The following is an 11,448-nucleotide window of genomic DNA, read 5'->3' on the forward strand; positions in this document are numbered from 1 at the left end:
AGCGAGGCGGCGCTACGCGCCGGCGACTGCTGGCGCCTGCAGCTGCGGCTCAAGCCGCCACGTGGCCTGCTCAGTCCCGGCGGCTTCGATTACGAGGCCTGGCTGTTCCGCGAGGGGATCGGCGCGACCGGCTACGTGCGCGCCGCCCAGCCCTGCGGCGCCGGCGACCGACACGGACTGGATCCGCCGTCGCGCGGCCTGCTGCGACTGCGGCAGGCGCTGGTCGAGCGCGTGAACGCGCGCCTGGGCAGCCATCCGATGCGCGGCTTCGTGCTGGGACTGACCGTGGGCGACGCCAGCGGCATCGACGATGCCCAGTGGCGCGTCCTGCGCCGCACCGGCACCACGCACCTGCTGTCGATCTCCGGCCTGCATGTCAGCCTCGCCGCGGCCTTCGTGTTCTTTCTGGCGCGCTGGCTGTGGAGCCTGTGGCCGGTGCTGTGCCTGCGGCTGCCGGCGCAGCGCGTCGGCGCGCTCGCCGCCTGCGTAGCGGCGCTGGGCTATGCCGTGCTGGCGGGATTTTCCATTCCCACGCAGCGCGCGCTGGTCATGCTGCTGGTGGTGATGGGCGCGGTGCTGGCGTCGCGCCACAGCGCCCCGAGCCGGCTGCTGGCGCTGGCATTGGTCGCGGTGCTGCTCGTGGATACGGCAGCGGTGCTGTACCCCGGCTTCTGGCTGTCCTTCGGCGCGATGGCCTGCCTGCTGTACGTGCTGACGGGACGCGTGGGGCCGGTGCCGCGCTGGCAGGCCTGGCTGACGCCGCAGGCCGCGTTGGCGCTGGCCCTGGTGCCGCCCTGCCTGTACTGGTTCGGCGAATTCTCGCTGGTGTCGCCGCTGGCAAACGCCATCATGATCCCGCTCTTCTCCCTGCTGATTCCCTGGCTGCTGGCCGCGGTGCTGGCGCTGGGCAGCACCCTGGGCGAGGGCATGCTCGGCGCCGGCGCGATGGCGCTGGATGGGCTGTGGCGGCTGTTGCTGGGGCTGGCCGGGTGGCCGGGCGCGTACCAGACGTGGCTGCCGCCCGCGTTGCCCGTGATGCTGCTGGCGCTGGCGGGGATACTGCTGATGCTGGCGCCGCGCGGCTTTCCGGCGCGCGCGCTGGGACTGGTGCTGTGCCTGCCCCTGTTCGTCACGCGCCCGTCGCTGCCGCCGCCGGGGCACTTCGATTTCGCGCTGCTGGATGTGGGCCAGGGGCTGGCCGCGGTGGTGCGCACCCAGCAGCATGCCCTGCTGTACGACGCCGGGCCGGCGTTTCCCGGTGGGCTCGACAGCGGCGAGACGGTGGTGCTGCCTTTCCTGCGCCAGCAGGGTATCCGCCGTCTGGACCGGCTGGTACTGAGCCACGGGGATCTCGACCATCGCGGTGGCGTTGCCGCAGTGCGCGAGGCTGTGGAGATCGGCGCGGAGATCGGCACGGAGCGCGGCATCCCTTGTCGCGCCGGCGAGCGCTGGGAATGGGACGGGGTGCAGTTCGAGTTCCTGCACCCGGACGGCGGTACTTGGACGGACAACGACGGTTCCTGCGTACTGCGTGTCCGCGCGGGTGCGCATGCGCTGCTGCTCACCGGCGACATCCAGCGCGAGGCCGAGCAGCACCTGCTGCGCCGCTTCGCGCAGAGGGAGCTGCGCGCCACCGTGCTGGTGGTGCCGCACCACGGCAGCCGCAGCTCGTCCACACCCGGGTTCGTCGCCGCCGTCGCGCCGCGGCTGGCGCTGGTGGCGGCCGGCTGGGCGAACCGCTGGGGCTTTCCCAAGCCGGAGGTCGTCGCACGCTATCGCGCTGCAGGCGCGCAGGTGGAGAGCACCGGCGCCGGCGGGACACTGCAGTTCCGGATGCATCCCGAGCACGGCATCGAGCGCTTCACGCGCTGGCGCGAGCAGTCGCGTCGCGTGTGGCGGGCTGGCTAGCCGGGTCGAAGCTCTCTATGATGCACGCTCACTGGTGTGAGGGACGCGCATGTGGGAGTTGTTTCAGGCCGGTGGCTGGGTGATGTGGCCCATCCTCGGCTGCTCGATTGTTGCGCTGGGCATCGTCGCCGAGCGCCTGTGGGCCTTGCAGCCGCGCCACGTGCTCCCGCCGGGCCTGGCCGAGCAGGTGCGTGCGCACGTGGCCCAGGGCCGCGCCGCGACGCTCGATCTCGAGGCGCTGCGCGCCGGCAGCCCGCTGGGCCGCGTACTGGCCGCGGGCCTGGTGAACCGTGAGCACGACTGGGCCGTGGTACGCGAGAGCATCGAGGAAGCCGGCCGGCACGTCGTACATGACCTCAGCCGTTATCTCAACATGCTCGGCACCATTGCCGCCATCACTCCGCTGCTGGGCCTGTACGGCACCGTGCTCGGCATGATCGAGACCTTCGGCGCCATCAGTGCGGCCGGCGTCGGCGACGCGCACGCGCTGGCAGGCGGGATCTCGGTGGCGCTGCTGACCACGGCCTTCGGCCTGTCGGTCGCCATCCCCGCGCTGATCCTGTACCGCTACCTGCGCGGACGCGTGGACACATTGGTGGTACAGATGGAACAGGAGGCGATCGCGCTGGTGGATGCCCTGCGCCTGCGGCGCATCGGACGGAACGGCGCATGAGGTTCGCACCGCGCCCCCCCGAGGAGCCCGAGATCAACCTGATCTCGCTGGTGGATGTGGTATTCATGCTGCTCATCTTCTTCATGGTGACCACCACCTTCGTGCGCAGCAGTCACCTGAAGCTGTCGCTGCCGCAGGCCCAGCCGGCGCCGGTGGCGCAAGCATCCGAGGCGATCGAGGTCGCGGTGGACGCCGACGGCCGCTACTACATCGACGGCCGCCCGCTGCGTGATCGTTCGGCGCTGACGCTCGAACGCGGCCTGCGGCAGGTCGGCGGCGACGCGCCGGAGCGCCCCCTGGTGATCCGTGCCGATGCACGTGCCTCGCACCAGGCGGTGGTCACGGTGATGGACGTGGCCGCGCGGAGCGGATACGCGCACCTGTCCATCGCCACCGTCCCGGCACGTTGAGGCGCGCGCCATGAAGCTGCGGCTGCCGCCCACACCGATCGACAACCCCGGCGCGGTCTACCGGCGTCTGCTGGGCTATACACTCAAGTACTGGCGGACCTTCGCGCTGGCGGTCCTGGCCATGGTGCTGCTGGCAGGCACCGAAACCGCACTGGTATGGCTGATGAAGCCACTGCTGGACGGCAGCTTCGTCGAGCGCGATCCGGCGGTGATCCGCTGGATTCCGTTCGCATTCCTGCTCGCCATCATGGCCCGCGGCGTGTTCTCCTACCTGTCCGGTTACTGGATGAATGCGATCGGCCGCTACGTCATCCATGACCTGCGCGGCGACCTGTTCAACCATTACCTGCGGCTGCCGATCGAGTTCTACGATCGCAGCTCGTCGGCCGAACTGCTGACCAAGCTCATCTACCACGTCGAGCAGGTGGCCCAGTCCGCAACCTCGGCGGTCACCACGATCGTGCGCGAGGGCCTCACGGCCGTGGCGCTGCTATGCCTGATGTTCTATTTGAGCTGGGAGCTGTCGCTCATCGTCCTGGTGGTGGCGCCGGTGGTGGCGCTGATCGTGCGGGTGGTGAGCCGGCGTTTCCGCAAGATCAGCACCCGCATCCAGAACTCGATGAGCGACGTGAACCACGTCGGCAGTGAGGTCATCACCGGCCACCGCGTGGTCAAGATCTTCGGCGCCGAGCAGTACGAGCAGGCCCATTTCGCCGAGGTGAACGACAAGAACACGCGGCTCAACATCCGCATGGGCCGTGCCAAGTCCTACCTGACGCCGATCGTGCAATTCGTGATCGCCATCGCGGTGGCGGTGGTGATCTACATCATCACGCGCGACAAGTCGATGAGTCTGATGACGCCGGGCACCTTCGTGTCCTTCGCCGGCGCGATGATGGGGCTGATGTCGCCGATCCGCGCCCTGACCACCGTCAACGCCACCCTGCAGACCGGCATCGCGGCGGCGGCCAGCATCTTCGCGCTCCTGGACACGCCGACCGAGCCCCAGGGCGGCAGCGTCGAGCTGGTGCGGGCGCGCGGCGCGGTGAGCTTCGAAAAGGTGTCGTTCCGCTACCCGGGCAGTGAGCGTACGATCCTGCAGGATATCAACCTGCAGGTCGAGCCCGGTCGCACGGTGGCCTTCGTGGGACGTTCGGGTGCGGGCAAGAGCACGCTGCTGAGCCTGCTGCCGCGCTTCTACGACCCCACCGCGGGCTGCATCCGGCTCGACGGTCACGACATCCGCGAGCTGCGTCTGCAGGACCTGCGCCGCCAGATCGCCTTCGTGCCGCAGAACGTGACCCTGTTCAACGACACGATCGCCCGCAACATCGCCTACGGCGACATGGCGGGCGCGCCGGAAGAGCAGATCATCGAGGCCGCGAAGAACGCCTATGCCTGGGAATTCATCGAGTTGTTCCCGGACAAGCTCAACACCCTGGTGGGCCAGAACGGCGTGCTGTTGTCGGGCGGCCAGCGCCAGCGCCTGGCGATCGCGCGTGCGCTGCTCAAGAACGCGCCGGTGCTGATCCTCGACGAGGCCACCTCCGCCCTCGACACCGAGTCCGAGTGCAAGATCCAGCAGGCGCTGGAGTACCTGATGAAACGCTGCACCACCTTGGTGATCGCGCACCGCCTGTCCACCATCCAGAATGCCGACCTGATCGTGGTCATGGACCAGGGACGGGTGGTGGAGCAGGGGGGCCATTCCGAGCTGCTGGAGAAGGGCGGCCAGTATGCCGCGCTGCACGCCATGCAATTCCGCGATCCGGACTAAAGCCTGCCGGCGCCAACAGGCCCTGAAAATGACGCTCGAGGCACTCTGGTACCGGCGGCATCCCGCGCGCTGGCTGCTGTGGCCGCTGAGCCTGCTGTACGGCGCGCTGGTCGCGCTGCGCCGGTTTTTGTACCGGCGCGGCTGGCTGCGCAGCATGCGCCTGCCGGTGCCGGTGATCGTGGTCGGCAACATCACGGTGGGCGGCACCGGCAAGACCCCGCTGGTGATCTGGCTGGTGGAACGGCTGCGCGCGCGCGGCTGGCGGCCCGGCATCGTCAGTCGTGGCTACGGCGGCCGCTCGGCGAGCTGGCCGTGCGAGGTCACGCCCGAGAGCGATCCCGGGGAGGTCGGCGACGAGCCGGTGCTGCTGGCGCGGCGCCTGGGCTGCCCACTGGCGGTGGCGCCCGACCGCGTGGCGGCGGCGCAACGGCTGCTGGCGGCGCAAGCCGTCGACATCATCGTTGCCGACGACGGCCTGCAGCATTACGCGCTCGCGCGCGACCTCGAGATCGCAGTGCTCGACGGCCGCCGTGGCCTCGGCAACGGCCTGCTGTTGCCGGCCGGGCCGCTGCGCGAGCCGGCGTCGCGCCTGGGCGAGGTGAGCCTGGTGGTCAGCCACGGGGCGCCGGGTGGCGGCTGGCGCATGGACCTTGCGCCACAGGCCCTGCGGCGGCTGGATGGCGCCGAATCGCGGCCGCTGGCGGCCTTCGCCGGCCGCACCGTGCATGCCGTGGCCGGCATCGGCCATCCGGAGCGCTTTTTCGAATGCCTGCGCGCGGCCGGCCTGACGGTGCTGCCGCATGCCTTTCCGGACCACCACAGGTTCCGCGCTGAAGACATTGTTTTCCCGGATAATATCGAAGTCGTCATGACGGAGAAGGATGCCGTGAAATGCCACGCCTTCGCGGGTGAGCGACACTGGTACTTGGCGGTGCAGGCGCAGGTGGACATGAACGCCGGCCCGGCACTGGATGAATTGCTGCGGCGCCTGGCGTCGCATGGCCGCAGGGACTGACGAACCATGGACAAGAAGCTGCTCGATATTCTGGTCTGCCCGGTCTCGAAGGCGCCGCTGGAATGGCGCCCGGAGCGGAACGAACTGGTGTGCAAGGCCTCGCGCTTGGCCTATCCGGTGCGCGACGGTATCCCGGTGTTGCTGGAAGAAGAAGCGCGGCGCCTGCGGGACGACGAAGAATGAAGCCCGGCTTCCGGGTCGTCATTCCCGCGCGGCTGGCGTCCACGCGTCTGCCGCGCAAGGTGCTGCGCCTGCTGCAGGGCCGCCCGATGCTCGAACACGTGTATCGCGTGGCGCAGGCCAGCGGCGCGCAGCAGGTGGTGGTGGCCACCGATGACGAACAGGTGGCCGCCGCGGTGCGCGCCTTCGGCGGCGAGGTCTGCCTGACCGATCCCGCACACCCGTCCGGCACCGATCGCGTCAACGAGGCCGCGCGCCGGCTGGGCTGGAATGACGACGTGATCGTCGTGAACCTGCAGGGCGACGAGCCGCTGATGCCGCCGGCGCTGCTGGCGCAGGCCGCGCGCGGCGTGCAGGAGGCGGGCGCCGACATCGCCACGCTGGCCGGCCGCTTCGACAGCCTCGAGGAATGGCGCGACCCGAACGTGGTCAAGGTGGTGCGCGATGCCGCCGGCTTCGCGCTGTACTTCAGCCGTGCGCCGATTCCCTGGGACCGCGACGGCTTCGCCGCGGGCGCGCCGGCACTGCCGCAGGCGCTGGCCTGGCGCCACATCGGCCTGTACGCCTATCGCGCCGGCACGCTGCGGCGCTTCAGCGCGCTGCCACCGGCGCCGATCGAGCGCCGCGAGGCCCTGGAGCAGCTGCGCGCGCTGCATCATGGCCTGCGCATCCATGTCGGCATCGCCGCCGAGAAGCCGGGGCCGGGCGTGGATACCGAGGACGACCTGCGGCGGGTCGAAGGCCTGCTGGCCGTGCGCTGAGCCATGCCCGGAAATCCGGCGCCGCTGTGCAGCGTGCTGTTCGTCTGCATGGGCAATATCTGCAGATCACCCACCGCGGAAGGCGTGTTCCGCGAGCTGCTGCGGGAAGCCGGGCTGCTGGACCGCATCCGGACGGATTCCGCCGGCACGCACGCTTATCATGTCGGCAGCCCGCCCGACCCGCGCGCCCTGCAGGCGGCTCAACGGCGCGGCATCGACCTCAGCGGGTTGCGCGCGCGAGTGGTACAGCGCGAGGACTTCCGGCGCTTCGACTACGTGCTGGCGATGGACAACGAGAACCTGTCGCACTTGTCACGACTGCAACCGAAGGGTACCAGTGCGCGTCTGTCACTGCTGATGGCGTACGCGCCGCCGCATTACCCGCGTGAAGTGCCGGACCCGTACTACGGGGGCCGGCACGGTTTCGAGATGGTGCTCGACATGGTCGAGGCCGGCTGCCGGGGCCTGTTGCAGGACATCCTGCGGCAGCAGGCGCTGGGACATGATTGATCTCGCAGGCTGTTGAAAAAACGCCACTCGACCACAGGGCCAAGCGGCCGAGCCGGGTCAGGCCGTTCTCAAAAAGCGCTGCCGGGTCCGAAGCCAGGATCGAGGCAGCAGATCAACCGCCGGCTAGATTTCGACCATCCTGAAGTCGGACTTCGGCGCGCCGCAGTCCGGGCAGGTCCAGTCTTCGGGCACGTCCTCCCACTTGGTACCGGGCTGAATCCCGTCTTCCGGGATGCCCACGGCTTCGTCGTAGATGAAGCCGCAGACCTCGCATTGCCACTTCTTCATGCTGATTCCTGGTCGTCCAAAGCTTTGAAATCGATCTTGTCGCGCACGGCGCAGTCCGGGCAGGACCAGTCGTCCGGTATCTGCGCCCAGCGGGTCCCCGGCGGGAAGCCTTCGTGCGGATCCCCCTGCGCCTCGTCGTAGATGTAACCGCAGTCCGTGCACTGGAAACGCGCCGTTGTCTTGCCTCCGTCACTGGCGGAATCACAAAACAAAGGGCGCCGCGATTCGCGGCGCCCGGTGATTTTACCCGAATCCTGCGGCTACGCGGTGGTCTGGCCGTAACGGGCCAGGAGCTCCGTGCGGCGCGAGGGCTGGATATTGGCCCTGGAAAGATCGCCCCGGTAATGCGCCAGCACGCGCTTGTCCATCACCCGCCGCCACAGCGGCGGGAAGTAGGCCAGCAGCACCATGCCGGCATAGCCGGTCGGCAGCTGCGGGCTTTCGTCGAAGTGGCGCAGCGCCTGGTAGGCCCGGGTCGGATTGGCGTGGTGGTCGGAGTGACGCTGCAACTGGTACAGCAGCAGATTGGTCACGATGTGGTTGCTGTTCCAGGAATGGCGCGGCTGGCAGCGCTCGTAGCGGCCAGCGGCTTCCTTCTGCCGCAGCAGGCCGTAGTGCTCGACGTAGTTGACGACCTCCAGCAGCGAAAAGCCATAGACCGCCTGGATGATCAGGAAGGGCAGCAGGGCGGGGCCGAACACGGCCAGCAGCGCGCCCCAGAGTACGACGGTCATGCCCCAGGCCTGCAGGTTCTCGTTCTCCCAGCTCCAGGGACTCTTGCCGGCGCGCGCCAGGCGCGCTTTCTCGATGCGCCAGGCGGATTTGAGGCTGCCGATCACGGTGCGCGGAAGGAAGGCGTAGAAGTTTTCGCCCAGCCGCGAGCTGGCCGGATCCTCGGGCGTGGCGACGTTTTTATGATGACCCTTGTTGTGTTCGACGAAGAAATGGCCATAGGCGACTTGGGCCAGCGTGATCTTGGCGAGCCAGCGCTCCAGCGATTCCTTCTTGTGGCCCAGTTCGTGCGCGGTGTTGATGCCGACCCCGCCGATGCCGCCGATGGAGATGGCCAGGCCCAGCAATTCCCACCAGCGCAGGTCCAGGCTGGTGAAGGCCCAGGCACCCCAGACCAGCATGGCGTACTGCACCGGGATATAGGCATACACCAGCCAGCGGTAGTAGCGATCAGCCTCCAGCCGCGCAACGGCGCTCTCCGGCGGGTTGCTGGGGTCCTCGCCGACCAGCCAGTCGAGCAGGGGGATGACGGTGTAGAAGAAGATCGGCGCGAACCACCAGAAGACGCCGTAGCCGGTGATTTGCGCCAGTTGCCAGCCGACGAGTGGCAGTAGCGGCAGCACGGCGCCCAGCAGCCACAGGTGGCGCTTGGCGTCTTTCCAGTCGGTGCCGGGCAGCGGCGCCTGCAGGGTTTGCGTGGTCATGTCAGCACATCCTCCGGGTCAGGATCGAATCCATGAATTAACCAAACGTTTAGTTAACGATAATTCGAATCCGCCGGATTTGTCAACACACGGAATAACTACTCTTGAATCAATACCTTGTCGGCAAGGCTGACGAGCCGCTCGTCGCGCGCATAGGCGCGCAGCAGGGCGCGGGCAAGCACACCGACCAGCCGATGCACCTCGTCGGGATCCTGCTGGCGCAAGGGCAGGATGATGGCTTCCATGATGGCGACGATGGCGCGCGACATGTCGTCGAGGTCGCCGCGCAGGTCGAGCGAGCCCTGGCTCATGGCAAGCTGCAGCGCCTCGCGCACGATGCGGCCCGTGCGCTGCTCGAAGGCCTGCTGGGTCTGGTTGATGGCCGGCAGGGCGGCGTTGCCGATCCCCAGCCAGTAGCCGGCCACGCCGGCCTGGATGCGCGGGTCGCGCAACAGCTGCTCCATGCCCTGGAAAAAGGCCAGGATGCGCAGGAGCGCATCCGGCTCGTCCTGCATGCGGCCGAACACATGCTGCTCGAAGATTTCGTGCAGGCGCCTGAGGCAGTCCAGGAAGAGCTGGTCCTTGCCCTTGAAGTGCCAGTACAGCGCGCCCTTGCTCAGGCCGGCGGCGCGGGCGATGTCCTCGATGGAGACGCCGTCGTAGCCGTAGCGCCCGAACAGCGCGAAGGCGCCATCGCGGATGTTCTGCAGGGTGTCGGCCTGGTCCCGGGCGGGCTTGCGCGGCATGGACGGTGCGGGATCGTGATGGGGTTTGCCGTTGCGGATTATACGGTCCGTCTCAGCGGCCCGGGGCCAGTTCGCGCAGCGTGGCATAGGCGGCCAGCGCCCGCGCGCGCGTCTTGGCCAGGTCGGCGAGCGGCAGCGGATAATCCACCCCGAGCTTCACACCGGCGGCGGCCAGCTCGACGGCCGGCGCGACCCAGGGCTGGTGGAGCCAGCGATCGGGCAGCCTGCACAACTCGGGCACCCAGCGGCGCACGTAGCGGCCCTGCGCATCGAAGCGCGCGCCTTGCAGCACGGGATTGAAGATGCGGAAGTAAGGCGCGGCGTCCGCGCCGCAGCCCGCGGTCCACTGCCAGCCGAGCGTGTTGTTGGCCAGGTCCGCGTCCAGCAGCGTGTCCCAGAACCAGCGCGCGCCGTGCTGCCAGGGCAGCAGCAGGTTCTTGGTCAGGAACGAGGCCACGATCATGCGCACGCGGTTGTGCATCCAGCCGGTCTGCCACAGCTCGCGCATGCCGGCATCCACGATCGGGATGCCGGTGCGGCCGCGTTGCCAGGCCGCGAGCGCGCCCTCGTTGTCCGCCCACGGGAAGCGCGCGAAGCGCGCATCGAGCGGCTGTTCCGGGGTATGCGGGAAGTGATACAGCAGATGGTGCGCGAACTCGCGCCAGATCAGCTCATCGAGGAAGGTTTCGGCGCCGGCCGCCAGGCCCGTCGCTGGCGCGCCGGCGGCCCGTGACTGCACCGCGTGCCAGAGCTGGCGCGGGCCGATCTCGCCGAAATGCAGGTGCGGCGAAAGGCGCGAGACGAAAGGCTCGCCGGGCAGGTTGCGGCCCTCGCGATAGCCGGCCAGCCCCTGCTCGAGGAAGCGCCGTAATGTCTGGCCCGCCCCGTTCTCGCCGGGCTGCCAGTGCGCGATCAGCGCACGGTCCCAGGGCTGGCGCGGCAGCAGCTCAAGCGAATCGAGCGGCTCGCTGAGCAGTGTCCCGGGCACTGCCGGCAGACGGCGGGGCGCAGGCTGCGGGGTTTCGATCGCGAGCTGGCGCAGGGCACGGGCGAAGGGCGTGTAAACCCGGTACGGGGCCGCCTGGCGCGTCTGCAGCGTCCAGGGCTCGGCCAGCAAGGCCGCATTGAAACTCTCGGCTTCCAGTCCGTCCGCGCGCAGGGCTTGCTTGATGGCACGGTCACGAGCGGTGACGGCCGGCTCGTAGAGCCGGTTCCAATACACCGCGCTGGCCTCGGCCTCCGCGACCAGGCGGCGCAGGGCGGCCAGGCTGGGCCCGTGCCTGAGCAGCAGCCGCGAACCCGAGGCCCGCAGCGTACCGTCCAGGGCCGCCAGGCTGTGGTGCAGCCAAACGCGCTGGGCCGCGCCCGGCGGCCACGGGGCTTCCTCGGCCGGTGCGTGCACAAACACCGGGATGACCTGCTCATGCCGCGCCAGGGCCGCGGCCAGGGCAGGGTTGTCGGCCAGGCGCAGATCGCGGCGGAACCAGACCAGTGCGGTGCTCAAGGCGTGGGACTCCGGGCCGTCGGACTTGAACGGGCGGTTTATAATCCCCGATCCGGACAGGAAAACCCAGCATGAGATCCCGACTGCGGGCGGCATTCGAGGCGCTGCGGCGCCCGCCCGCCGATGCCGAGTACTGCGCCGGCCTGGCACAGGCCGCGCAGCAGCTGCGACGCGCGCGGCGGGTGCTGGTCATCACCGGCGCCGGCATCTCGGCCGACTCCGGCCTGCCGACCTACCGCG

13 protein-coding genes are annotated in these 11,448 nt (G+C 69.2%); 8 read left to right on the top strand and 5 right to left on the bottom strand.

What is annotated here, in order from left to right; genetic code table 11:
• From VNJ47_11525 to VNJ47_11560, 8 genes are all read left to right on the top strand, one after another.
• Positions 1 to 1,908 (top strand): DNA internalization-related competence protein ComEC/Rec2 (locus VNJ47_11525; GenBank protein ID HXG29461.1); only part of this gene is annotated, 1,908 nt, incomplete at its 5' end.
• Between the two features lie 49 nt (positions 1,909 to 1,957).
• Complete coding sequence (locus VNJ47_11530) at positions 1,958 to 2,581, top strand: MotA/TolQ/ExbB proton channel family protein (GenBank protein ID HXG29462.1); 624 nt, start codon at positions 1,958 to 1,960, stop codon at positions 2,579 to 2,581.
• Positions 2,578 to 2,991, top strand: coding sequence for a biopolymer transporter ExbD (locus tag VNJ47_11535; protein HXG29463.1), 414 nt, complete (start codon positions 2,578 to 2,580; stop codon positions 2,989 to 2,991). Before VNJ47_11530 ends, VNJ47_11535 begins: the two co-directional genes overlap by 4 nt.
• A 10-nt stretch (positions 2,992 to 3,001) precedes the next feature.
• The gene (gene msbA / locus VNJ47_11540; protein ID HXG29464.1) at positions 3,002 to 4,768 is read left to right on the top strand and encodes a lipid A export permease/ATP-binding protein MsbA; all 1,767 of its coding nucleotides are present in this window, start codon (positions 3,002 to 3,004) and stop codon (positions 4,766 to 4,768) included.
• A gap of 28 nt (positions 4,769 to 4,796) precedes the next feature.
• Positions 4,797 to 5,783 carry a tetraacyldisaccharide 4'-kinase gene (lpxK, locus tag VNJ47_11545; GenBank protein ID HXG29465.1) on the top strand — a complete coding sequence of 329 codons (987 nt, stop codon included), beginning with the start codon at positions 4,797 to 4,799 and terminating at the stop codon, positions 5,781 to 5,783.
• Positions 5,784 to 5,789: 6 nt separating this feature from the next.
• On the top strand, positions 5,790 to 5,966 hold the full coding sequence (locus VNJ47_11550; GenBank protein ID HXG29466.1) for a Trm112 family protein: 177 nt from the start codon (positions 5,790 to 5,792) through the stop codon (positions 5,964 to 5,966).
• Entirely contained in the window at positions 5,963 to 6,724 is a 762-nt protein-coding gene (kdsB, locus tag VNJ47_11555) for a 3-deoxy-manno-octulosonate cytidylyltransferase (GenBank protein HXG29467.1), read from the top strand. Before VNJ47_11550 ends, kdsB begins: the two co-directional genes overlap by 4 nt.
• 3 nt (positions 6,725 to 6,727) lie before the next feature.
• Positions 6,728 to 7,234 (top strand): low molecular weight protein-tyrosine-phosphatase, encoded by a 507-nt coding sequence (locus tag VNJ47_11560; protein ID HXG29468.1) that lies wholly within the window; start codon positions 6,728 to 6,730, stop codon positions 7,232 to 7,234.
• Positions 7,235 to 7,357: 123 nt separating this feature from the next.
• On the opposite strand, the gene VNJ47_11565 is transcribed toward VNJ47_11560, so the two are convergent.
• The 5 genes from VNJ47_11565 to VNJ47_11585 all read right to left on the bottom strand — a co-directional run bounded on the left by VNJ47_11565 (position 7,358) and on the right by VNJ47_11585 (position 11,208).
• Positions 7,358 to 7,522, bottom strand: a complete 165-nt coding sequence (locus VNJ47_11565; GenBank protein HXG29469.1) for a rubredoxin — start codon at positions 7,520 to 7,522, stop codon at positions 7,358 to 7,360.
• The gene (locus tag VNJ47_11570) at positions 7,519 to 7,734 is read right to left on the bottom strand and encodes a rubredoxin (GenBank protein HXG29470.1); all 216 of its coding nucleotides are present in this window, start codon (positions 7,732 to 7,734) and stop codon (positions 7,519 to 7,521) included. Before VNJ47_11570 ends, VNJ47_11565 begins: the two co-directional genes overlap by 4 nt.
• A gap of 48 nt (positions 7,735 to 7,782) precedes the next feature.
• The gene (locus tag VNJ47_11575; GenBank protein ID HXG29471.1) at positions 7,783 to 8,958 is read right to left on the bottom strand and encodes an alkane 1-monooxygenase; all 1,176 of its coding nucleotides are present in this window, start codon (positions 8,956 to 8,958) and stop codon (positions 7,783 to 7,785) included.
• Positions 8,959 to 9,056: 98 nt separating this feature from the next.
• On the bottom strand, positions 9,057 to 9,704 hold the full coding sequence (locus VNJ47_11580; GenBank protein HXG29472.1) for a helix-turn-helix domain-containing protein: 648 nt from the start codon (positions 9,702 to 9,704) through the stop codon (positions 9,057 to 9,059).
• Between the two features lie 52 nt (positions 9,705 to 9,756).
• On the bottom strand, positions 9,757 to 11,208 hold the full coding sequence (locus tag VNJ47_11585; GenBank protein ID HXG29473.1) for a deoxyribodipyrimidine photo-lyase: 1,452 nt from the start codon (positions 11,206 to 11,208) through the stop codon (positions 9,757 to 9,759).
• Positions 11,209 to 11,448: the final 240 nt, after the last annotated feature.

The sequence above is a fragment of the Nevskiales bacterium genome, assembly GCA_035574475.1.
Lineage (GTDB): Bacteria > Pseudomonadota > Gammaproteobacteria > Nevskiales > DATLYR01 > DATLYR01.